This window comes from Alteromonas antoniana (assembly GCF_019249295.1).
Taxonomy (GTDB): Bacteria; Pseudomonadota; Gammaproteobacteria; order Enterobacterales; family Alteromonadaceae; genus Alteromonas; species Alteromonas antoniana.
In genome coordinates, this window is the sequence record NZ_JAESDH010000043.1 from 1 (window position 1) to 22,267 (window position 22,267).

General features: G+C 50.5%; 20 protein-coding genes. 6 read left to right on the forward strand and 14 right to left on the reverse strand.

Annotated elements, in window-relative coordinates; translation table 11 throughout:
• Window positions 1–150: 150 nt before the first annotated feature.
• The gene (gene panP, locus JKP77_RS21050) at window positions 151–1,776 is read right to left on the reverse strand and encodes a pyridoxal-dependent aspartate 1-decarboxylase PanP (protein ID WP_218313146.1); all 1,626 of its coding nucleotides are present in this window, start codon (window positions 1,774–1,776) and stop codon (window positions 151–153) included.
• A 444-nt stretch (window positions 1,777–2,220) separates the two neighbouring features.
• Here panP and JKP77_RS21055 point away from each other — a divergent pair, with 444 nt between their 5' ends.
• Window positions 2,221–2,940 carry an EAL domain-containing protein gene (locus JKP77_RS21055; RefSeq protein WP_218313147.1) on the forward strand — a complete coding sequence of 240 codons (720 nt, stop codon included), beginning with the start codon at window positions 2,221–2,223 and terminating at the stop codon, window positions 2,938–2,940.
• Between the two features lie 199 nt (window positions 2,941–3,139).
• Here the strand turns inward: JKP77_RS21055 and trmB are convergent, their stop codons facing one another.
• Genes trmB through JKP77_RS21070 form a run of 3 tightly spaced genes read right to left on the reverse strand, consistent with a single transcriptional unit; the run spans window position 3,140 to window position 5,572 of the window.
• Entirely contained in the window at window positions 3,140–3,817 is a 678-nt protein-coding gene (trmB, locus tag JKP77_RS21060; protein ID WP_218313148.1) for a tRNA (guanine(46)-N(7))-methyltransferase TrmB, read from the reverse strand.
• On the reverse strand, window positions 3,817–4,641 hold the full coding sequence (locus JKP77_RS21065; protein ID WP_218313149.1) for an ABC transporter permease: 825 nt from the start codon (window positions 4,639–4,641) through the stop codon (window positions 3,817–3,819). Before JKP77_RS21065 ends, trmB begins: the two co-directional genes overlap by 1 nt.
• Before the next feature lies 1 nt (window position 4,642).
• Window positions 4,643–5,572 carry an ABC transporter ATP-binding protein gene (locus JKP77_RS21070; RefSeq protein ID WP_218313150.1) on the reverse strand — a complete coding sequence of 310 codons (930 nt, stop codon included), beginning with the start codon at window positions 5,570–5,572 and terminating at the stop codon, window positions 4,643–4,645.
• Between the two features lie 371 nt (window positions 5,573–5,943).
• Between JKP77_RS21070 and JKP77_RS21075 the strand changes: the two genes are divergently transcribed.
• A complete protein-coding gene (locus JKP77_RS21075; protein WP_218313151.1) occupies window positions 5,944–6,543 on the forward strand; it encodes a carboxymuconolactone decarboxylase family protein in 600 nt (199 codons plus the stop codon).
• Between the two features lie 149 nt (window positions 6,544–6,692).
• On the opposite strand, the gene pdsO is transcribed toward JKP77_RS21075, so the two are convergent.
• The gene (gene pdsO, locus JKP77_RS21080) at window positions 6,693–7,433 is read right to left on the reverse strand and encodes a sortase-associated OmpA-like protein PdsO (RefSeq protein ID WP_218313152.1); all 741 of its coding nucleotides are present in this window, start codon (window positions 7,431–7,433) and stop codon (window positions 6,693–6,695) included.
• Window positions 7,434–7,807: 374 nt separating this feature from the next.
• Here pdsO and pdsR point away from each other — a divergent pair, with 374 nt between their 5' ends.
• Both pdsR and pdsS read left to right on the forward strand, forming a co-directional pair.
• Window positions 7,808–8,500: a proteobacterial dedicated sortase system response regulator gene (gene pdsR / locus JKP77_RS21085; protein ID WP_218313153.1), complete on the forward strand. Its 693-nt coding sequence runs from the start codon at window positions 7,808–7,810 to the stop codon at window positions 8,498–8,500.
• A gap of 8 nt (window positions 8,501–8,508) precedes the next feature.
• The gene (pdsS, locus tag JKP77_RS21090; RefSeq protein WP_218313154.1) at window positions 8,509–10,689 is read left to right on the forward strand and encodes a proteobacterial dedicated sortase system histidine kinase; all 2,181 of its coding nucleotides are present in this window, start codon (window positions 8,509–8,511) and stop codon (window positions 10,687–10,689) included.
• Window positions 10,690–10,968: 279 nt separating this feature from the next.
• Here the strand turns inward: pdsS and JKP77_RS21095 are convergent, their stop codons facing one another.
• Both JKP77_RS21095 and JKP77_RS21100 read right to left on the reverse strand, forming a co-directional pair.
• Complete coding sequence (locus JKP77_RS21095) at window positions 10,969–11,574, reverse strand: CPBP family intramembrane glutamic endopeptidase (RefSeq protein WP_218313155.1); 606 nt, start codon at window positions 11,572–11,574, stop codon at window positions 10,969–10,971.
• A gap of 24 nt (window positions 11,575–11,598) precedes the next feature.
• Entirely contained in the window at window positions 11,599–11,820 is a 222-nt protein-coding gene (locus JKP77_RS21100; RefSeq protein WP_218313156.1) for a hypothetical protein, read from the reverse strand.
• A 202-nt stretch (window positions 11,821–12,022) separates the two neighbouring features.
• Between JKP77_RS21100 and JKP77_RS21105 the strand changes: the two genes are divergently transcribed.
• Window positions 12,023–12,469 (forward strand): hypothetical protein, encoded by a 447-nt coding sequence (locus JKP77_RS21105; protein ID WP_218313157.1) that lies wholly within the window; start codon window positions 12,023–12,025, stop codon window positions 12,467–12,469.
• Window positions 12,470–12,594: 125 nt separating this feature from the next.
• Here JKP77_RS21105 and JKP77_RS21110 read toward each other — a convergent pair whose 3' ends face one another.
• Window positions 12,595–13,677 (reverse strand): CNNM domain-containing protein, encoded by a 1,083-nt coding sequence (locus JKP77_RS21110; protein WP_218313158.1) that lies wholly within the window; start codon window positions 13,675–13,677, stop codon window positions 12,595–12,597.
• 191 nt (window positions 13,678–13,868) lie between these two features.
• Here JKP77_RS21110 and JKP77_RS21115 point away from each other — a divergent pair, with 191 nt between their 5' ends.
• Complete coding sequence (locus JKP77_RS21115) at window positions 13,869–14,564, forward strand: alpha/beta fold hydrolase (RefSeq protein ID WP_218313159.1); 696 nt, start codon at window positions 13,869–13,871, stop codon at window positions 14,562–14,564.
• A 237-nt stretch (window positions 14,565–14,801) separates the two neighbouring features.
• On the opposite strand, the gene JKP77_RS21120 is transcribed toward JKP77_RS21115, so the two are convergent.
• The 6 genes from JKP77_RS21120 to JKP77_RS21145 all read right to left on the reverse strand — a co-directional run.
• Entirely contained in the window at window positions 14,802–16,004 is a 1,203-nt protein-coding gene (locus JKP77_RS21120; protein ID WP_218313160.1) for an SO_0444 family Cu/Zn efflux transporter, read from the reverse strand.
• Window positions 16,005–16,132: 128 nt separating this feature from the next.
• The gene (locus JKP77_RS21125) at window positions 16,133–17,293 is read right to left on the reverse strand and encodes a PQQ-dependent sugar dehydrogenase (RefSeq protein WP_218313161.1); all 1,161 of its coding nucleotides are present in this window, start codon (window positions 17,291–17,293) and stop codon (window positions 16,133–16,135) included.
• A gap of 181 nt (window positions 17,294–17,474) precedes the next feature.
• A complete protein-coding gene (locus JKP77_RS21130; RefSeq protein WP_218313162.1) occupies window positions 17,475–19,139 on the reverse strand; it encodes a carbon starvation CstA family protein in 1,665 nt (554 codons plus the stop codon).
• Between the two features lie 197 nt (window positions 19,140–19,336).
• On the reverse strand, window positions 19,337–20,680 hold the full coding sequence (locus JKP77_RS21135; RefSeq protein ID WP_246601323.1) for a DUF2339 domain-containing protein: 1,344 nt from the start codon (window positions 20,678–20,680) through the stop codon (window positions 19,337–19,339).
• A gap of 102 nt (window positions 20,681–20,782) precedes the next feature.
• A complete protein-coding gene (locus JKP77_RS21140) occupies window positions 20,783–21,904 on the reverse strand; it encodes a DUF2339 domain-containing protein (protein WP_218313164.1) in 1,122 nt (373 codons plus the stop codon).
• Window positions 21,905–22,153: 249 nt separating this feature from the next.
• Window positions 22,154–22,267, reverse strand: a 114-nt coding sequence (locus JKP77_RS21145) for an EF-Tu C-terminal domain-related protein (protein ID WP_218313165.1), incomplete at its 5' end; no start/stop codon positions are given.

The following is a 22,267-nucleotide window of genomic DNA, read 5'->3' on the forward strand; positions in this document are numbered from 1 at the left end:
AACGCAGTGCACAATAGAAAAGGCCAGCTTCGAGAGCTGGCCTAATAACTGTCAACCTATATTAGGACGACACAATGTGTCGTTTCGGGACTTCATCGCTTCTCTCAGGCGAAATTCCCCAGCATTGAAACCATGCATGATATCGTTGACTTATACAGTTAGCGAGCGTTCACTTAATGTCAGAGCACGCCATACTTTTGTGCCTGTTGCTATCAGATGTTGCTCAGCCAGAATGGCGGCAAGATCTTTATGGGTGGTTAATGGATTTGCCAACACTACGCGGAACACGGTGATAGAGCCGTCCGGATAATCCGGTGCTTCCAGACGCGTCCGCGACACGAACGACTTACCGGCTTCACGTTGTTGCTTCTGAACATTCACCACCAGCCTATCGACTTTCTGATTCAATTTATGTCGCGCAGTTCCTTCAGCATTTTTCAGCGCCGTCTGGACACTGGCCGGACATACGCGGTAGGTGAGGAGTGAAAGTGTAGGTGAAGTAACCAGCTCGAAATCGGGATGGCGCTCTATCATATCGGCGAAGGCTTTGGCCTTCTCTATGCTCTGGTCAATCAACAACTCATAACCGCGACGGCCAAAAATATGCAGTGAGGCATATACCATCATTGCCATACCGTTGCGTGAGCCTTCCAGCGTGGTTGCACCGAGATCTTTAGAGCCTTCACGCAAAATATACTGTGCATGATGTCGAACCGCGTTTGCGTCTTCCGGATTTTTAAACAACGCCATACCCGCGCCCATTGGCACATACATTTGTTTATGGGCATCAATGGTAACCGAATCGGCCCGGTCAATGCCTTTCAATCGGTGTCGGTATTGGTTAGAGAACAGCGTCGCTCCGCCCCAAGCGGCATCAACATGAAACCAGCACCCCAGCTCCTGTGCTACATCGGCCAGCTCATCAAGGGGATCGACGTGTCCGGTTTCTGTGGTACCGCCAATCCCTACGATTGCCAGCAGCTTGTTGCCCTCTTCCTGGTAGTGTTTCCCTGCGGCAAGCGCTTCTTCAGGGCGCAGCGTTTGTTCCGGACACGGGAGTGAGATCAATTGCTCTCGCCCCAGTCCCAGCGCATCCACCGCTTTGGAAAGCGAGTAATGACCGCGCTTAGAACACATCACACCCATGTTGTTAATATCATAGGCACGATACGCCGAAGCCAGCCCGGCTTTTGCTACACCACTAAAGCCATCTTTCGGCCCAAGTACTTTATTGCGGGCAACCCATAACGCCGTGATATTTGCGACGGTACCGCCAGAGCAAAATGCCCCCAGCGCATGACGTGCGCTGTGCAGATACTCATCGTAATAGTCTTCACTGCGATCGTAAATGAGGTTATGCATCATCCCCAGCACTTGCCGCTCAAGAGGCGTAAACGCTTTGGAGGTTTCGATTTTCACCAGGTTCTGGTTCAGTCCCACCAGCAGTTTCGCCAGTGGTAAATGAAAATACGGCAACGCCGAAGTCATATGACCAATAAAAGTTGGAGAATAGGTGTTAACTGAATGCGCCACCAGCTTATTTAGCAAGCTTTCCGCGTGCGACGACACGAACTCCGGCGACTCCGGTACGCGGGAATCAGAGAAGTCCTGCTCAATCTCTTCCAGTGAGGTCTTTTTTGTTACCACATGCTGGGAGAGAAAATCGAGAATGTTGTCTGACAGATGCTGCTCGATCTGAGCCAGTTTGGAGTCTTTGTGCTCAGGTTTGGTAAAGACCCGAAACAAGTGCTTCAGACTAACTTGTGCTTCACCCACTGAACGCACCTCATGATTTGCTACCGATTGCCAGCATAATTACTGACGCCTGCGATTCTGGCTTTCCGCTACACTGTGCAAAGCACTGACTGGCGCGCTGAAAACTTAGCAATCGTCTTTCAAAGAGGCGAACTTTACCCCAGAATGGGAGCCACGCCAAGGGTGGATTATGCCATGGCGCAACGTGGATGTCTGCTTGTGACGCCCTTCACCTGCGATTTTAAGCGACGCGCTCCCCAACGTTCTATCTCGTTCCTGCACCTGGTGCTGATGCAACAGCCGTGTTCAGACTACGGCCTTTCCTGAATGGTGAGTCCACGCCGTCCGTCCACAATCTTGGTATTTTGTCTTCCTCTGCTATAGTCAACTGAAGAGTAATACCAATCCGCAATAATGTGTGCTCAGCTCAGAGAAAGAGGAATGGTATAAACAGGAAACCGGACTATGCCGATTCGCGAGGTTACCGACACATTTAAGCTGGACGATATCGTGCCTTATTTTCAGCCCATCGTGGATCTGGAAAATCAGCGCGTGTGGCGTTACGAATGTCTGGCGCGCCTGATCACACAAAATGACAAAACCTTCTTACCCAGTGAATTTTTATATTTACTGGAACGTCATAACCACGTTCATCAGTTAACCGAAACCATGTTTTGTCAGAGCGCGCGATACTTTGAAGAGGTAAATATTCCCTGGAATATCAACCTGAACGCCAGCGATCTCTCTAACGAGAGCCTTACCAACAAGCTAATTGCTCACTTGGCTGATTACCCTAATGCCAAACGCGTTAGTGTCGAAGTGAGTGCAAATACGGCGCTAAGCAACCAGTCTCAGTTGCATACTTTTATTGACCGCAGTCTGCACAGTGGTCTCGGCGTTTTTATCGATAATTTGGGGGCTTCATCAGGCAACATTAAAAACCTGCTTTCAATGCCAATACGAGGCATTAAGCTGGCAGGCGGGCTTATACGTCATTACGAATCGCAAAGTGAGGTCAGAGAATTTGTGGATCATGTGCTGGAAATGACTCACGAGCGCAGCATTAGCGTTGTGGCTGAACATATTGAGAATGAAGACATACTGGAGCAAGTCAGAAAGCTGCCCATTCGCTATGCGCAGGGCTACGTATTCAGCAAGCCCATACCCGCCCCGACAAGACATTAACCTTAACCAGACGCTACCCCTGCAATTTGCCTTATCGCGTCGTCGGCAAGTGCTTCACACTCCCGAGCCCCAGGAAATTGCTGTTTGTGGGTATCGTATTTTGCCATGTATGCGCCGAATCAACCCACAGCCTGCTGATCGCTAGTGAATGAGTTTTCTACAAAACTAAACACAGAAAGTCATCAGACTCTGCGCAGACTCAGGCCGCCTCTTCAGCAAAACACAATAGCTTCCAGCAAACCTGTCCGCTGCGACGGTATTTTCGCTCGAATGGCGTAAAATGGTCATCGCCTGTGATTTCTTCAAGTGACGATGCCAGACCGTAATGCGCGCTGGCCTGAGCAAATTCCATTAAATATAACGGCCAGTTACTTCTGACTTCCACATTCGGACACAGCGCCATCAGATCTGCCATTGCCGCACTCGCATACCAGCGCTTCTGAATTTGCGCACTTTTCGGGTAAGGGTTGGGGTACAGCAAGTAATGCTTCTCCACCACCCAGTCAGATGCACGTAACAAACGCCAGAAGTCATTGACGTCCGCTCTGATGACCCGGTAGTTATCATTCTTCGCTGCGTAGTTGGTGTGCTTTTCGACCCGTTGTGCAGACTTGTCCAGCCCAACGACCCTGAGATCCGGGTACATGGCGGCCAGTCTGGCCGTACTCTCGCCAACCCCGCAGCATGAATCCAGGATCAGCGGCCCACTGTAGTCAGCGAGCCAACGCTCCATATCAGCAAACGCCTGCTTTGTGTGATCACCTACCGGACGCTGGTTCTCCGCGTGCTGATAGCGCTTTACCAGCGCATCCAGCTTTTCATGAATTCCCGTTTGATTGGTCGTAATACTACGGGAATTGCCTTCTGGCTGCGTCATTAGCTACGGATCCCCTTACCGGTTTTCAGCAGATAATAGGCAATACCAAACAATAAGGCGTTAAACCCAATCAAAAGCGATATCGACGTGACAATGCCCACGTCAGATACCCCAAGGAAGCCGTAGCGGAAGCCATTTACCATATACACAATCGGGTTGGCTTTGCTTACCCACTGCCAGAACTCCGGCAGTAATGTGAGTGAGTAAAACACGCCGCCAAGGTACGTCAGCGGTGTCAGCACGAATGTGGGTACCACACTGATATCATCAAAGGTTTTGGCAAATACCGCGTTAATTAGCCCGGCAGTTGCAAACAGGGTTGAGGTTAGTATCAGTGTCAGCACAATCACACCAATGTTGTGAATCTGTACGTCAACAAAGAACAACGACACCAGCGTCACAATAACCCCGATGATCATGGCCCGCGCCACGCCACCACCGACATAACCCAGAATAATGACCGCCGTTGGCACTGGCGCCACCAGCAGCTCTTCAATATTGCGCTGGAATTTTGCGCTGAAGAACGACGATGACACATTAGAATAGGAGTTAGTGATCACTGACATCATAATAAGGCCCGGAACAATAAACTCCATGTAAGTGAAGCCGCCCATCTGCCCAATACGATCGCCAATCAGGCTGCCGAAGATGATAAAGTACAAACTCATGGTGATTGCCGGGGGAACCAGGGTTTGCACCCAAATTCGTAAAAACCGGGTACATTCTTTTATCCAGATGGTGTTCAGCGCCACCCAGTTTTGCGCGAACCAGCCCTTTTGTACGGGCTGTACGTCAGATTGTGTCTCTGTTCTCGATTGAGTCATATCAGGCCTCCTTTAACGCATCTTCGGCGGATTCGACGAGGCGAACGAACAGCTCTTCCAGCCGGTTAGATTTATTCCGCATACTTAACACCTGCACGCCTTGCTCTGAGAGCTGCGCAAATACCGGGTTCAACCCTTCCGCTTTTTCTACATCAACTTCCAGTGTATGGGCATCCGCAAGGCGATATTCGAAGCCTTTCAGTTCTGGTGGTGTATCGGTTTCAGTGATATCCAGAATAAAAGTCTCTGTATTCAGCTTCGCCAGCAGCGACTTCATACTGGTATTTTCAACGATAGTGCCTTTATTAATGATCGCGATATTGCGACACAGCATCTCTGCTTCTTCCAGATAATGCGTGGTCAGAATAATCGTAATACCCTGCTGATTAATTTCTTTCAGGAACTGCCACATTGAACGGCGGATCTCTATATCTACGCCGGCGGTAGGTTCATCGAGGATAAGCAGTCGGGGTTCATGCATCAGGGCTCTGGCAATCATCAGGCGACGCTTCATGCCACCGGATAATTCCCGCGCTCTTGCGTTGCGCTTTTCCCACAAATCCAGTTGAGCGAGATATTTCTTTGCCCGCTCCTTAGCGACATGTCGTGGTACCCCGTAATACCCCGCCTGATTCAGCACAATTTGCATCACGGTTTCAAACTGATTGAAATTGAACTCCTGCGGCACCAAACCGATACACGCTTTAGCGGCTTCTTTTTCTTTATTCAGATCGTAACCAAAAATTCTCGCCTCTCCGGCGGTCTGGTTCACCAGCGAACTGATAATCCCAATCGTGGTGGATTTCCCCGCACCATTGGGGCCAAGAAGGGCGAAGAAATCGCCTTCTTCTACGACCAAATCTACACCTTTGAGCGCCTGTACACCGCCCTTATAGGTTTTGGATAGCCCTGAAATATCTAATGCTTTCATGCACGAACCTGTCAGTTGTGAGTTGCTGATCTTTTGCTATGTTTACATGACGGGTGAAAAACGCGCCACAAGATATACCGGATACAACAACGAATCATGTGTCTGTGTACTCATACGCGGTAGTGAGCTCCAGTTGCCCTAAGGATAACACGGGCGAAGAATAAACCTGGTAGCGATTTACACCGCGTTGCGATGGGGTAACGTTTGTTTGCCGTCGCACTCAGTCAGCCAAGACGCGTTGATTGCGCAAGCGTTGCGCCCCCACCTGCCGACTTCGTTTATGAGGATGAAACCGGCTGATAAGAAATGCTACCACTTTGCGAAAAATCAACCCCGGCCGCTCAGTGGAAACAACCGTCTGTGAGGTATTTATGGCCCATCTTGAACCGCTCCCTGAGTCGACCACCCCCTCTCTTGAAGAAGATTTTGCGGTATTTAAGAACATACTTGGCTTTATTCCAAACAGCCTTCTCACCATGCAGCGACGCCCCCAGATCGTCAAAGGCTTTGCCGCACTAACCCGCGCAGTGATGTCTGAAGAAGGAACGGTGGATCCCGGTTTTAAGCGGCTGCTGGCACACTTTGCCAGTCGCGCGGCAGGCTGTCAGTATTGCGAAGCGCATTCACTTATTGCGGCAGCTATCCATGGTATTTCAGATGACAAAATCAATGCGATATGGGAATACAAAACCAGTCCGCTTTATTCAGACGCAGAAAGGATTGCACTGGACTTTGCACTGGCGGCGGGTAGTGTACCTAATGGAGTGACGGACACCCTGATGACAGAAATGAAATCGCACTGGGATGAGGGCGATATTGTCGAGATCCTTGCAGCTGTAAGCCTGTATGGCTTCTTAAATCGGTGGAATGACGCGATGGCAACGGAGCTGGAGCCAGCCCCCACCGAACTCGGCCGACGCGTGCTGAGTCAGGGTGGCTGGACAGGGGGGAAACATATTTCCGATAGTTAACGATAGCAACCTCCGTAATACCGAAGCACGTCACACACATGGAAAATCGCACTCACGAGGCCGTTTGCGCTCTGCGTCCCTGACTTGTAATGTCGCCATTCCGCTGGCAGTTGATTCGCGCAGTAACGTCAGCCTGCAGGTTACAAAAATTAGCGTCTGGCGGTAAGCGTGTTTCCGTCTTCGCTTATCTGCAATACGACACGTCGGTCAAAGAACGTCTCCTCAAAAGACTGCCCAGCGCTTTTTTCCTCACCTAGCGCCACAGTGAATACTTGCTCACCTTTCACCCCTTTATTGGTGAGGTATTTTTTTACACTCAGCGCGCGCTGCATGGAAAGCGCCTGATTAAACGCTGCGTCACCGCGGTTATCGGCATGGCCGGTGAGTCTGACTGTCAGTTTTTCATGCCGGGCAAGCGCATCCGCAATTTTATCCAGTTGTGTATAGTAGGTAGGCTCAATAGACACCGACCCGGTTCTGAACTGCACGCTGCTTTCTATCGCCAGCACTTTCTCTTCGGTTTCTGCCTGATAATTAACGCGGGTAATACGCGCTTCTTTTTGCATGGCGGCAAGCTCATCGTGCATAGCGAACATAGCCTGTTGCGTGTCGTTTAACGCTTGCTGTGATTTTGCCAGCGCTTGTCGGGACGCAGCCAGTTGCTTATTCTGCACCTGGTCTTCGCCGATCATAGCGCCGATTATACCGGCTACGGCAGCACCAACAGGGCCGGCAACCACAGCGCCAATAACAATTCCAGAGCCCATACCGATGGCGGCTGAGCGATCCGCGTCGTCGTCATGATCCGGTTTCGCGCTTACCGGGGCAGACAGCAGCGCTGTCAGTACTGCGGCGGTCATTACTGATTTTTTACTTACGTGTGTCTTCATTTTATTCTCTCCGGGAAAAAGGCACTGCGCACCGGTTGGTGTTGTGCGCAGTGCAACGGGTCAACGAGGTCTATTACACGCTGCGATTACGTCAGCATTACCGCTCAAAAAGGGAAATCTGGTGGCAAATCAGGAAGAAAGGTGGCAGTTTTTGCCATTTTGACCAGGTTACTTCATTGTGATGTTGCTCGCTGAGAAAGCAGGTTAGCCATTACGACAGTGCCTGCCCTCGCTCTAAGCAAGGTTGGCCCTGACTCTCACAATCACAGAATATGGCACAAATGTGGCGCGATTCTGGATTTTATGTCGAACTCAGGCTTTCAGGTTTACTCATAGGGTATAGTGATGATGTCTATCGTTGTTAAGGAACCACTATGCCAAGAACCATTGCGTTAGTTGAAGACGACCCGGCTATCCGCGAAAACTATACCGTGGCATTAAAAAATCAGGGTTATCAGGTAAATGCCTTTCGCGACCGGCCTTCGGCTTCGGCCGCGTTTGAACAGACATTGCCGGATTTGGCTATCATCGATATTGGCCTGAACGACGAGATGGAAGGCGGCTTTCTGCTGTGTCAGCAGCTACGTCAGTTATCGCAGTCACTTCCCATTATTTTCTTTACCGCCAGGGACAACGATGTCGATACTATTAGCGGGCTGCGCATGGGGGCTGATGATTACCTGACAAAAGACATCAGCATGGCGCATCTGCTGGCGCGTATCGCAGCACTGTTTCGGCGCACCGATTTGCTTGCCGCGCCCAAACAGCAAAGCGAACAGATACGCCTTGGTCACCTGCAGGTAGATGTAAGCCGGATGACGGTAAGCTGGAAGTCTGAACCTGTGGCGCTAACGGTCACTGAGTTCTGGATGCTGCATGCATTAATCAAGCATCCTGGCCATGTAAAAAGCCGACAGCAATTAATGGATGAATCCAGAATGGTGGTAGATGACACCACTATCACCTCACACATTAAGCGCATGCGTAAAAAATTTGTGCAACTCGATGATACCTTTGATCACATAGATACGGTCTATGGCATGGGTTACCGCTGGCAGAATCATTAGGAACCACAATGCAGTTGGGTTTTTCAATTCGTTTGCAGCTTTTACTGCTGTCACTGTTCTTATTTGCGATCCCATGGCTGGGGTACAAGTATGTGTGGGAGCTGGAGCAATATCTGAGGACTGGTCAGGAACAAACCATGATTGGTACCGCCAGAGCGGTGGCAACAGCCCTCCACGAGCGCCCGGCACTGTTTGACAGCCAGTCAGCGTATTTGCAAACCGTGCGGCCGGGCACCGACCTGTACGCCCCGCCAATTGATACGCCGATTCGGCTCGATGGTAAACTGAACGACTGGGACACGGTCACGCCGTTGGCCCGTCAGTATGGCGAAGACCAGGTCGTAAACTGGTTCCAGTCGACGTTTCCGAGACCAGAAGTCAGTCTGTCGTTCCGACATATGGTTGGCCGCTACGGACAATATCTTTATGCCATGTTCGATGTTGCCGATGACAACGTGGTATGGCGTCAGCCGAACAGTCTGAGCATAGACCGAAGTGACCACTTACTTATTGGGTTGATGCCGGAGTCCGGTGAGCTTCAGCGGTTTATTATTGCGCCCTATCAGGAGGGCTGGGTCAATGCATTTAAGCTGGATAATGATTTGTCGCGATATCGTGCAGCAGATAATGAATTGCGCATTCAGGGCCGCTGGTTGCGTACTACAGACGGCTACAATATCGAGCTTCGCTTTCCACTGGAAATGACGTCAGGTTCACTGGCCTTTGCCCTTATCGATATCGATGACCCGGCAACACGGATCAAACAGTACGCCATAGGCACGGCCAATCCGAACACCTCTGACGGACTGGGTACTGTGGTGACACCGTCACCGGAAATCGAGCGAATTTTGTCAGGTCTCAAGTATGCCGACTCACGTGTCTGGGTGGTTGATAAGCATAAACGAGTGCTGGCCCGGGCGGGAAACCTTCAATCATCGGCGGGCTTTCGCGCCTCCCAACGCCCTGAAAGTGAATTACCGTGGTGGCGCTGGATAGAGAAACACTGGCTGCTGCCTTTGTATTATCACATTCTGACCAAACCACCCGCCGACTTTGTCGATGAAATGGAAGACGCCTACGCGCTGGTCGGCAAAGACCTGACTTCTGCGCTGGATGGCCAGCCTGACTCTCTGTGGCGATTAACGCCGGACAACAAAGCAGTGGTATTGTCAGCCGCCTATCCTATCTACATTGGCGATAATGTCATGGGAGCAGTGGTGGTAGAGCAAACTACCAACGGGATCCGTACACTGCGAAACCGGGCACTGGAAGAACTCTTCCACGTTATTCTTGCCGTGATGCTACTGGGAACCTCCGGGCTTTTATTGTTTGCCAACCGAATTTCCTCTCGCATTCGCAAGTTACGGGACGACACAGAAGCCGTAATTGACGATAACGGCAAAATTATTGGTGAGCTTACGCCAGCCAGACAGCGTGACGAAATCGGCGATCTGTCACGGGCATTTGCCGATGTGCTGGGCCGCCTGCAACAATATAATTCGTATCTGGAAAATATGGCGTCCCGGCTATCCCATGAATTGCGCACGCCAATTGCGGTAGTTAAGTCCTCGCTCGATACGCTCTCACATATTGATGACCGCGAGGAACAAGCGGTTTTTATCAGCCGCGCCCAGTCGGGTATAAGTCGACTAAGCACAATTTTAAACAGCATGAGCGAAGCCACCCGCCTGGAACACGCGATTGCCCAGGAAGATATCGAAACCTTTGACGTAACCAAAGTGGTGTCAGGGTGTGTAGCGGGCTACCAACATGCTTACAATGCCCGCCAGTTCAAACTAAAAGGGGCAGAGTCACCGATGATGATTGCCGGCTCTCCTGAGCTGTTCGCCCAGATGCTGGACAAAATTGTGGCCAACGCGACGGAGTTCAGTGATGACGATGATGTCATCACGCTGAACCTGTGGCGCGAAGGGAAAGCCATCAGGCTTAGCGTCACCAACCCAGGCCCCACACTTCCGCAAGGAATGCGAAGTCAGCTTTTGCAATCGATGGTATCGGTAAGAGCAGAAACCTCCCGCCATCAGGACACCACGCATCCACACTTAGGTCTGGGATTGTTTATTGCCAATATGATTGCGCAGTTTCACAAAGGCAGCCTGAGTATCGATAACCTGCCCGACAACACCGGCGTTTGTGTGGTGATTACGCTTGCAGCGCCCTCGACGTAATACCGGTAAAACGCGTCCGGGTGGCGTCCGGCCACTTAGCGGCTAAACGCAACTGGGGCGTCGGTCCACTTGGCAGCTCCGGCCGATGACAGTTACCGCCCCCATCAACCGCTATTACGAAGGCAATTGGATGCTCAACCCCCCTGATTTATTTATTCAGACGGGCTTTGGTAAGCGTGCTTTAACCCGGCATTTTTAACCATTGGTTTTACCAGGCATGAACGGGAAAGCCACAGAACACCAGCGACGAGTACCTGTCAGGCCGAAGGCCGAGCCCGACTAGGCAACGACCAGCAGCATCAGGTTTACACACACGTGCAAAATCAGTGGATACAGCAAACTTTTGCACACTACCCTCAAAGCACAAAAGATAAGGCCATAGAGTAAAAATACCGCCCCGTACAGCGAATTGACGGGAAAGTGAAGCAATGCAAACAGACTACTGGATAGCAAACTGGCCGTGATGATTCCGGTTTTCTCCTTTACCGCATCAAGCAGGATCCCACGATAAAACAATTCTTCAAATACCGGGCCAGTGAAAACAACGCCGACAATCAGGATAACGGAGGTAACAAGACTGACTTCAGCATTTGATGCGTCCACTGGAGCCGGCACATATGCGCCAAACCAATAGGCTCCGATTAGCCCTGACAGGAAGACACCAACAAGTTTTAGGCTCGCGCCGTGCCATCTGAATAATCGTAAAAATGCAACGCCCTGAAACCGAAAGTAGGTCAGGACAAATGCCAATGTAAAAAACACGTACAGCAACAATCCGGTAAGAGATTCTGGGACCATGGCATTCCCCGTAACGCCGCTGGCGAGCAGCGTCACGAAGACTGCCATCGTAAAGCTGGCAATAACGGCAACGAAAGGAGGATGCATTCCCATTATTCCGTGCAACCGCTTTTATTTATCACGAATCGAATACCACTGCCTTACCGTTATGTGATTTGTTGACGGCCCTGAAGGGACTCCGCTTGGCATGCCTAAGGAACCAATAAACGCGTTCACGTCGCTTAACGTCGCAGTAATACCGGCTGCCTCAAATACCTTTCTCGCAAAGGCTAAAACATTTCCCCCGGTAACACTTTTAATTTCACATTCAGAAAGTTGATTTAAATCCAACATAGACAATTTCCTTTTTCCAATTCATATTTAAGCGTATCCATTACGCGTGTTAATAGTACCTGAAATGACAGCTTATAAAGCTGTACCTGGTGCCAGAATGTCACTGCGCTGTCATCGCTGGAAGACGTCTAAGCAATCTGAAAATCACCCCAGGTAGTATAAGTCTTATCAGTTTGCTGTAGAAAAATACTGAACATCAGATATGCGAGAAAGAGAAGACGTTCACCCCGAACTGGCGGTGCTGGAACCCTGGTTTAACGAGATGCACCTGTCACTATTTGATATTCTGGCTGATGCTCAGGCCGTGACCAACGATGCTGGCGAGAATAAAGGAAAAGTTGTGAATACGCATAGCCGCGTTCATTCACTTAGAGAGGCATTTCTCGACATTACCTGCACGGGGGATTTTGACAATCACCTATTAGCGCCGCTTATTACACGCACGCTGCACATAGCAAAAGACCGAGCCATTCCCCAGTTGCATCTGGCACAAACCTGGGCTGCCGCAATCTGCACACTCACTTACTTTAAGATGCTGGATGCCATTCCCGCCAGCCTGCTGGAAGAGGAATCGGTATCCGGGGAACTCAGGCACAAAAGTAAGCTTCACATGGCTCAATGGCGAAAACTGCTTGATGAAGTACGCTAGCTGACCATTATCGCCCGCAAAAGCAATATGACATCACTACCGTCATTCTATTAACGTCGGCCTAAGCAAACTGGTCAGAAGACTACAAATTGGTATTGGTACCTACTCGTCGCGCTGACACGCGCTTACGACGGATTGTCGCCGCCTTTTAATGCATCATCGGGATCATTTTTAATCATCATACGCTCACGGCGGCGATTCATCATTTTTGCAAGGCGACGCATGCTGACGGTAGTATCTTTCTCATCGACAATATCAACACCCAACAGACGTTCGAGCAGATCTTCAAGGGTGATGACACCTTCCAGACCGCCGTATTCATCAACTACCAGAAGCATGTGCACATGTTTATTCAGGAAGTGATCAAAAGTACCGGAAAGTGGCATTGTTCCGAGTATCGTCACCATGTCTTTGGCATATTCCTGCAGTGGCTTATCGGTATTTCCCCGCGCCTGCGCAACCAGCAGATCAGACCGCATCACATAACCCGAAATATTCTCAGAATCGTTGTCGGTGTAGACGGGGATCCGCGAATACTCAATATGGGCGTGTTTGTGAAAAAAAGCCTCGACAGACATTGATTCAGGCACAGAGAATAATGCCGTGCGGTGAGTGATGGCGTCTTTGACTTTCAATTCGTGCAGACTAAGTAAGCTTTGCAAAAACGCGGCTTCGTGTGTGGCAAGCTGCCCTTCCTGCCCGGATAACTCTGCCATCGCATGCAATTCTGAGCGGCTTAAACCACGTAGCGGGCTATCTTCTTTAAATCCCCGGGTCAGCAGTTCTGACATCTTCACAAACGGTTTGAGCACTATCGTCAGGTATTTGAGAAAATAAGCCGTTATTGGCGCAAGAGCTCGCCAGTAAGTGGCACCAACGGTTTTTGGAATAATTTCAGAAAAGACCAGAATCAGAAGCGTTAGTACAGCAGAAATCACACCCAGATAGGCGTCACCAAATACAGTAGCGGCCTGAGCACCTGCCCCCGCAGCGCCCATTGTGTGCGCGATGGTATTTAACGTAAGGATTGCAGAGAGCGGATTATTGATATTTTCCGTTAGTGAGCGCAGCAATGCCCCACTGGGTTTCCCCTCTTTTTCCTGCACTGATATGTAAGCTGAGGACACACTCAGGATTACCGCTTCAGCAATGGAGCATAAAAACGAAAAACCCAGTGCAACAAACACATACACAATCAGAAGTAACATGAATCCCTTAACGCCATCGGCATCGAATAATGAAGTCTCTATTATGAGGAACTATGCTGTTTGTACAAGCCTAAATAGGAAATAGCCTTGCGAACAGACCTCCCCGTCGTCGCACCAAAGTACTATGGTGGTTTACCTGGTCAGCATCTAGCCTGTCATTAACATTTTATTAACGACAGAGAGAAATCGAGATGAAAACTTATCTGTATTGCCTGTTCGGCCTGCTTAGCCTGTTTGCCGCCAATCCGGTGCATGCCCAATGCAAAGATCCCGTGGTGCTGGTTCACGGTAACGCGGCGTTGCCGGACAGTTGGGATAACACCGTCTCCGCACTACTGAGTGCAGGCTATTCCACACAGGACATTTATTTGCCTGATTGGGGCTCAAAAACCTGTGCTGCCTGTAATAATCACAGCGGCGCGGAAGAAACGCCGGTTCGCAACGCCATTATCAACGCCGTTAATGCTTCATGCAGCGGAAAAATTGATGTCATTGGACACTCGATGGGCGTGACGCTGGCGGCGCAACAAATAGATAAACTGGCGGCCTCTTCTTATGTCGATACCTTTGTTGGGATCGCAGGCGCAATGCGGGGGCTCTGGAGCTGTGGCGTATACCCTTACAATGTCTGGAACAGTACCTGTGGGTATTATGGACTGTCTGTGCAAAGCCCGTTTCTGGATGGGCTGTACGGCGTCCCTCTTGGCGACAAGGTGTATTCCATCAAAAGCTACATCGACCAAATCGTCTGCGCTAGCGGTACCTGTACGGTAGGTGGTGTGCACAGTAGCCGGATCTGGTACGAAGATGCCACATACACATTTTCGCTGGGGCATTTCGGGCTACAAACCGACACCACCTCTACGCAGCTTCAGTTAATTCAGTAGCAATGGGTTATTTCGCGACAATGCATTAGACGATGCACAGGATAAGGAGCACGGAAGCACCGTAAGTGACCTGCGGCATCCAGAATGGATTGGCGCAGGTCGCTGTGATTCTTTGAAACAAAAGCGATGACAACGGCAGCGCCGTCTCCAAAAGGAGCGGCTCTTTCTTAGACTATAGTGTGCAACGCAGGATCAGAAGTTAAAACGAAGCAATGCGTCAGCAGCTGTGATCAGGCCTTAGTGACAGCAATCAGAATGTTCAGACGAACGGCTCAGAGACGCCGCGACTGTCTTTACAAGGTTACGAATCATCAGCGCTGCCAGTAGTATTGCACACAGCGCGTAGATACTTTGCCACGCACCGCCATGCAGATGCTCTGCCGCCGATCCCACAATGTATTGTTCCCAGCCCATACCGGCCACCAGAAGATTCAGCGCGTAGCCGCTGGCAATACTCATGGTGATCACAGAAAACAAATACAAAATCAGCGTACGACGCCCCATTTCCTGATTAATCATGCCCATGGTAGAAATATTCGTAGCAGGTCCTGCCATAAGAAACACCAGCACGGCACCGGGAGACAATCCGGCCGCCAGAAAACCTACCGCGATAGGTGTCGAGGCTGTTGCACAGATGTACATAGGGATGCCAATCACAGCCATGACGATCATCGCCATCAGTCCGTCACCCCACTGTGTCAAAAAGTCGGTGGGCACCCAGGTTTTGATTGCCGCTGCCAGTACAAGGCCTATGAGGAGCCATACAATGATATCGTCTAATAACTTACCTGATGCATACTGCCAGACATCCACTATTTTCCGGCCAATGGAGCCAGGCGTTGAGGCTGCCTGTTGTGACGTCCCGCAGCAGTTGTCTTCTGCTGCCGTGACAGGCCCGGCGCGCTTGTCACAACAAGAAACCGTAGCGGACTCGTCTGATACCAGCTCGTTCGACGTTTTAGTGCCGCAGCATGAAGAAGAGGATGCACCTGCATCAACGCCGGGTGAACTGGAATTTGCTTCGCGGTTATCGCCCAGCCAGCGCACCATCAGCCCGGCGTAGATGGCGCTGATAACAGCTGCAACAGGCCTGACAATGGCGAACACAGGCCCAAGTAAGGCATAAGAAACAGAGACGCTGTCTACGCCGGTTTCCGGAGTAGACACTAAAAAAGAGACTGTCGCGGGCTTAGACGCGCCGCTGCGTCGTAAACCAATTGCAGCAGGTATAACCCCGCAGGAGCACAGAGGCAGAGGCGCACCAATGACGGCAGCCTTACTGACAGCGCCAATACTGCTGCTGCCCATGTGTTTTTGCAGCAAGGAGACGGGCACCAGTTCATGCATGATACCCGCGACCAGCAGCCCAAGCAGCAGCCACGGTGCAGACTCCATGAACAGAGAAAGGAAATTTTCAACAAGTAACGCTGCGTCGGCCATAGTCACCATACCGGTTTTTGTTCACCGGAATGATATCAAAAAAGGCGACATTCTGTCGCCTTCTCATTCAGTCGTTCATCGCTGACAAGCGCTACAGGGCCTGCCAGTTTGAAACCACAAGCCAGGTGTTAGCCGGACTTATGCACTTTGATAAGACGGCCGCTGTCGCCATCTTCTAATACATAAATATTGCCCGCGTCGTCCTGCTCGACTTCACGCACGCGTTCACCCCATTCGTAGCGCTCGGCTTCCTGCACGTCCCACTCACCTTTTTCGTTTTTGCCATAGGTCACGCGTATCAGAGCTTTAGACGACAGGCCGCCGATAAAACCATTGCCTGTCCAGCCACTGTGTAAATCGCCCTGGTAAATAATAAACCCTGCCGGGCTTATAGCAGGCACCCAGGCCAGTTCAGGCGCTTTAAAGATGGGATAATCTTCGTGGTTTGGAATTTTCACACCAGAGTAGTGATCACCTTGCGATACCATGGGATAACCATAGTTACGCGCTCTTTCAATAATATTCAGCTCATCACCGTGACGCGGCCCCATTTCGTGAGCCCACAAGTTGCCCTGCGCATCAAAATCAATGCCCAGAGGATTACGGTGGCCCAGTGTCCAGATTTGCGCCGTGACACCGCCATTGTCGTAAAACGGATTGTCTTTCGGCACGCTACCGTCATCATTGAGACGCAGGATCTTACCCAGATTCATTGCCATATTTTGTGAGGGCGTAAATTTCTGGCGCTCACCGGAGGTGATAAATAAATAGCCGTCCGGAGAAAACACCATGCGGTGAGAGTAGTGACCATTGCCGGTAATTTTGGGAGACTGGCGCCAGATAATTTTTCTGTCAGACAAACTTGCACCGTTACCGGTAATAGACAATGTCGCACGCTCAATTACCGCGCCGCTGTAAGCGTCATCTTCCGGATCACGTTCGACATAAGACACATACACAGTATTGTTGGAGGCAAAGTCAGGGTGAATAATGACATCGCCTAACCCACCCTGACCACGCGCAGTCACTTCCGGTACGTTGGAGACTTCGAAACGCTTTTGCTGATCCTCATCCAGCAACCATAGCCCTCCGGCCTTTTCCGTCACCAGACTGTGACCATCAGGCAAAAATGTCATTGCCCAGGGTTGCTCGAAAGTAGCCAGCACCTCACCTGTCAGCGCACTGCCTTTGCTTCCTTTCATCTCGACCTGTTGCATTGCATCGGACTGCGCCATTGTGGCGCCTGAGCTCATCAGCAGGGTAAAGAATATCGCTATTTTGTGTCGCATAGTGGTTCCCAATCTTGATTACCATTCACGTAACGCCCGTCAGTTAAGGTTGTGACGGGCTGACGATTATTGCTAACAGGTGTCTACGTGTTTTGTTCCGGTCAGGCTCAATTTATCCCGTTTCCATCAGCGCCATGATGCTTGAACGTAAACCGCACTTTGGTCTTAAATAACCAACACGTTACTCGCCTTTGCGGAACCGTTTAATCACAGAGGCCGCTTCCAGCATAACCAATACCGACACAATCAAAACCACGGCGTCGAGGAAAACCAGCAGGTAGTTTTGTTCAAGCCAGTACTCTTTTAGTTTTATGATGCCGGCAAAAAAGGCCATCACCAGTACAAACACCATGGGTACAAGCGTATAGATTGCAGGTCGCTTCATTTTTATCAGCATGACCGAGATGACCAGCAGCGTTAAGCTTGCCAGGATCTGATTGGTTGAGCCGAATAACGGCCAGATGATCATACCACCGCTACCTGAGGCGCCGCCTGCCCCAAAAGCAAGCAATAAGCAGCAACCTACCGCTACAAGAGTAGCTACCAAACCATTTTTCAGAATGTCGAGCTTGTAGATTTCGCCCCACTCCTGAATGATATAACGCTGCAGACGCACCCCGGAATCCATAGTGGTACCTGCAAACAGCACCACCATAACCGCCAGGATCGTAGAAGAGAAATCGACCGGTAACCCCCAGCCTTGTTGAATAAGATTGGCGCCTCCGGTGATAAATGCGCTAACGCTGCCAGCGCCAAGGTGGCTATAAACCTCGTGCCATTCCTCTGGCGATGCGGCCAGCGCGACACCACTTACCGCGACAATCGTAATAAGGGCGAGAGAGCCTTCTCCTACCGCGCCCAGGTAACCGACAAAGCGCGCATCGGTCTCTTTATTCAATTGTTTGGAACTGGTACCTGAAGACACAATACCGTGAAACCCCGATACCGCACCGCAGGCAATGGTCACAAACAGTAGCGGGATCAGGCTGGGCGTATCCACTGCTGTTTGCGTGTTAAACGCGGGGGCAGTGATGTCCGGCATTGCAAAAAAGACAGCGCCGTAAAGCAGAAACAGCCCGACTAAAAGCTGCATGCCATTGATGAAGTCCCGTGGTTGTAACAACATCCAGACAGGTAACAGAGATGCAATAGCAGCGTAAACAAACAGGATGATGATCCAGTTGGCCGTGTCCGCCAGACCAAACATATTTTCTGGCAAACTCAGGGGGATGTAGCTGCCTGCATAAACAGACGCGTACAGCACCAGGATCCCAACAAAACATAATGGAATAAGACTAAAATTACGCTTTAACAATTGTCCGATTATCAACGCCACAGCAATCGCAGACCATGCAGGAAATACCGCATTAGGCTGTGACACAAACGAATTGGCGATAACCACACCAAATACCGCATTCACCATCAGCAACACAAGGAAGATGACAATCATAAAGAGGGCACGGGAACGTTTGCCTATTACACTCTCACTAAGCGCCCCCATCGACTTCCCTTTGTGCCGGGCACTCGCCCACAGCGCGCCCATATCATGCACTCCGGCAAAGAAAATGGTACCAAATACGACCCAAAGCACGGCAGGGACCCAGCCCCAGTAAACCGCTATCGCCGGCCCCACTATAGGCGCAGCGCCTGCCACTGAAGTAAAATGATGTCCCCACAACACGACTTTGTTAGTGGGCACAAAGTCTTTACCGTCATTGAGCTCGTGCGCAGGCGTGACAAACTTCTCGTCCAGTTTGAAGATCTTTGTTGCTATAAATTTTGAATAAACAAACCAGCCCAGTAGCATCCCGACGATACCGAGCAACACAATGGCAATTGACTGCATAGTAATAATCCGCGTTATTGTTACAACCCAGCGCCTTAGAAGGCAGGCTTAGTGGACTGAAATGAGACAGTGGTATATATACCGAACAACGTCGATTTTAGACTACCTGAAGGCAGCCCACCAAAAAGACCGGGTATTAGAGCATTCGTCTGACTTTAGGTCGACGACTCTTAGACTAAAGTCGTAGACACCCTGGTTTACCCAGAAGTTGGCGAAGACGACGTTGCGGCAGCGTTAATACGCTGAAAAAGCCAGCCCAATGCTACCAGCGACCCTCCCAGCCCAAGGAATGATAGCGCGCGGAGCAATCCTTCCAGTTGGCCTGTATCTATCAGAAAAACCTTACAAATTACAGCCAGCAAAAGTGTCAGCCCCACCCGACTGATAATGACATGCCGACGTTGATACCCTGCCACCAGAAATAATGCTGCGATTATTAACCAGACCGCAGAATAGGTGTACAGCTCTGTTTGTCCGGTAGGCAATGATAGTGCGATGTCGTTTTTTTGATAGCACAGCCGAATAGCGCCGTTGATGAACAGGATAGAAAAAGCACTCGCGATAACCAGTAAACTCCTACGGAGCAGGCTTACTGCTTTAGCGTACCGACTAATAACCGCGATAAGCGCTCCTGGCACGAGCCACAACAGAACTAACCACAGAGCCGTATTCGATATGGGCAGCACACCCTGCGATAAGAATGGGTTGTGCATTATGAGCAACCCAAACTGAAACGCCAACGCTATACCTGTCAGCAGACCGCCATAGATTTTATAGAGTGAACTTGCAGAACCAGCACTTTGCGCTCGCCACAGGTATACGCCGGCCAGAACCAGCCAGTTTGCACTTAGCAGTATTGCCGTTGGCAACCTGAGGGGCCACGACAACACACTGCCGGTGAGGAATAAACAGGTTGCTGTAGAAAGTAGTAACGCACCGACATGTAACTGCGCGCCCACAAGCCATTTTTGTAATGCTGCTGGGGCAAACCGGTAACCGATTGCAAAAGCAATCAGTACCAGCGGATAAGTAACAAATATCCAGAAGTCGCCCAGAGCATTGTTGGTAGCAGTATTTATATCAAACGGCGCGATGGTGAGTCTCAGGACAATGACACCTACAGCCAATTTAACTATCCAGTCTGGCACAGAGACGGCTAACCGGCGGGCGCTGCTTAGCAGGCTTGTCACTTGCAGAGATAGGGCCACAGTCAGGCTGTTGTCAGTAAGATAAAGTGAAAATAACAGTGTTATACAACCATGCATCAGCAGGTTCGAGCAAAGCTTCTGATTAGCGTTGCTTACCCGCATTAAGGCAGTCGCACTTATCAGTGCGTAAATTCCCAGTTCAACGCTATAAAGCGGCACAAGACTATCCAGGTTATTGCGTATGGAGAAAGGCAAAGCGAGAAGCAACGGAATTGCTATGACTGGGAGCACGGCATACCCCATCCGCGCCGGATACCGGCGGGCCATAACAACGCCAAACAAGCCGTAACACAACACGGCTAGCTGTGTGTACACCGACGGAGAGGCAAACATGTTTACCGGACTCCGATAATCGGATAACCCAAACAAAGACACAACACCAACCGCTGTAACACCAGCGGCAACAAAGGGAAGTCCATCAAGCCGGCTGTGACGTCACGCGCTCAGGCATAAAACTATCGAGAAGACTGCAGTAATAAGACTAATTATCCATGCCTGAGTGGCGAGGATAACAAACACTACCACGACACCAGAAGCAACGAACCAGCCAGCCGACACGGTCGTAAAAGCGAACCAGCCTTTCACCGTCACCGGATCACTATGACGGATTCGTAAGCGCCAGCCGAGAACGGGTATCAGCGTAAACGCATAGAGCAGACCTATTACGCCTGCCAGTATAGGAACCACCTGATACTCGTCCACACTTACGGCTGTAAACAATAGCCAAAGCCCGTGAAAGGCAAGAGCCAACCGGCATAAGTTCTGCTGTTCAACTCGCTGTGCGATATACACAACAGACAGTGTGACCAATTGCAGGTAGCCAATAAGAACCCACGCAGATGGCGTTTCTGTTTGAATTAGTGCTGGCACCAGATAAGCACCCACCAGCCCCACCACAGCCAGCATGATACCCAGTCGCAACGTCAGCCACGTGGTAAACAGCGATACGATTGCTAAAAGCAAAAACGTGCTTTCCGGGCCTATAAAATTATAAGTGGTATGCGCAACCAGCAAAATTGCATAGCATGTGATTACACCCCCGCTGGCGATAGCCGCCGTTACTAAGGGGCTTCTCACGGCGAACCGCTCACGGTGCCTATCCAGATAGACCGCAAGCGCGACCAGGGCACAACCGAAGCCACCAATAAGTAAAACGCGCACGCCTGCTGATAAAACACCTGCATCGATGGCATACCGGGCCAGAAACAGACCACCTATTGCCAGTGAGATGCCACCGACCCAGAGCAGCCAGTGAGAGTGGAGATGCGCCCAGATCGAGACGAGTGCAGAGTTTAGCGGTGATGATGTCGGTGGTGTATTGGTGACCCTGCCTGACGTATCCGGCACCGTTGAGCCTGGCTTTTTATTGCCATGTGAAGAAGGCCTGAGCACAGCCGTCTCAGTTTGAGCCTGTTGACTATCCGTGCCGCTGGCTTTAAGGGCGTCTATCGTAAGCTGCTGCTGTCTGACCCGTACTTCTAACGAGTCAAGTCGACCTGACAGCCTGCCTAACCAGACCACCAAGACGATCACTACGATAAAAAGAATAATTTCCACAGCTTCCCACTCCCTGAGAATGATTCTGTGAGCCTACCACCGAAGTGACAATAAATACCAGTGACAGACGCCAGGCATCACACTGGTAGCAGGATAGCAGTTAGCAGGGTATCACTGAAGTAGCTCGCCAGCATATGGCAAATCTATCACGGAATACCGCTCACGTAGAAAGAACCGTTCGAGCGGGCATAAAAAAGGCCGCTTTCGCGACCTTTTTTTAAGATGACATAGTGTCTTCTAAGCTAGAGATTAGTCCAGGATCTTAGAAACAACACCAGCACCTACAGTACGACCACCTTCACGGATTGCGAAGCGCAGACCTTCTTCCATCGCGATTGGAGCAATCAGCTCAACTACGAATTT

What these genes read in the sequence shown, in the direction of transcription:
- JKP77_RS21095 (WP_218313155.1), bottom strand. Translation starts at nt 11,574, where the DNA reads ATGCATCCTCCTTTCGTTGCCGTTATTGCCAGCTTTACGATGGCAGTC.
- JKP77_RS21130 (WP_218313162.1), bottom strand. Translation starts at nt 19,139, where the DNA reads ATGCAGTCAATTGCCATTGTGTTGCTCGGTATCGTCGGGATGCTACTG.
- JKP77_RS21105 (WP_218313157.1), top strand. Translation starts at nt 12,023, where the DNA reads ATGCGAGAAAGAGAAGACGTTCACCCCGAACTGGCGGTGCTGGAACCC.
- JKP77_RS21125 (WP_218313161.1), bottom strand. Translation starts at nt 17,293, where the DNA reads ATGCGACACAAAATAGCGATATTCTTTACCCTGCTGATGAGCTCAGGC.
- JKP77_RS21100 (WP_218313156.1), bottom strand. Translation starts at nt 11,820, where the DNA reads ATGTTGGATTTAAATCAACTTTCTGAATGTGAAATTAAAAGTGTTACC.
- JKP77_RS21110 (WP_218313158.1), bottom strand. Translation starts at nt 13,677, where the DNA reads ATGTTACTTCTGATTGTGTATGTGTTTGTTGCACTGGGTTTTTCGTTT.
- JKP77_RS21070 (WP_218313150.1), bottom strand. Translation starts at nt 5,572, where the DNA reads ATGAAAGCATTAGATATTTCAGGGCTATCCAAAACCTATAAGGGCGGT.
- pdsO (WP_218313152.1), bottom strand. Translation starts at nt 7,433, where the DNA reads ATGAAGACACACGTAAGTAAAAAATCAGTAATGACCGCCGCAGTACTG.
- JKP77_RS21065 (WP_218313149.1), bottom strand. Translation starts at nt 4,641, where the DNA reads ATGACTCAATCGAGAACAGAGACACAATCTGACGTACAGCCCGTACAA.
- pdsS (WP_218313154.1), top strand. Translation starts at nt 8,509, where the DNA reads ATGCAGTTGGGTTTTTCAATTCGTTTGCAGCTTTTACTGCTGTCACTG.
- JKP77_RS21135 (WP_246601323.1), bottom strand. Translation starts at nt 20,680, where the DNA reads ATGTTTGCCTCTCCGTCGGTGTACACACAGCTAGCCGTGTTGTGTTAC.
- JKP77_RS21115 (WP_218313159.1), top strand. Translation starts at nt 13,869, where the DNA reads ATGAAAACTTATCTGTATTGCCTGTTCGGCCTGCTTAGCCTGTTTGCC.
- trmB (WP_218313148.1), bottom strand. Translation starts at nt 3,817, where the DNA reads ATGACGCAGCCAGAAGGCAATTCCCGTAGTATTACGACCAATCAAACG.
- JKP77_RS21075 (WP_218313151.1), top strand. Translation starts at nt 5,944, where the DNA reads ATGGCCCATCTTGAACCGCTCCCTGAGTCGACCACCCCCTCTCTTGAA.
- JKP77_RS21120 (WP_218313160.1), bottom strand. Translation starts at nt 16,004, where the DNA reads ATGGCCGACGCAGCGTTACTTGTTGAAAATTTCCTTTCTCTGTTCATG.
- JKP77_RS21055 (WP_218313147.1), top strand. Translation starts at nt 2,221, where the DNA reads ATGCCGATTCGCGAGGTTACCGACACATTTAAGCTGGACGATATCGTG.
- pdsR (WP_218313153.1), top strand. Translation starts at nt 7,808, where the DNA reads ATGCCAAGAACCATTGCGTTAGTTGAAGACGACCCGGCTATCCGCGAA.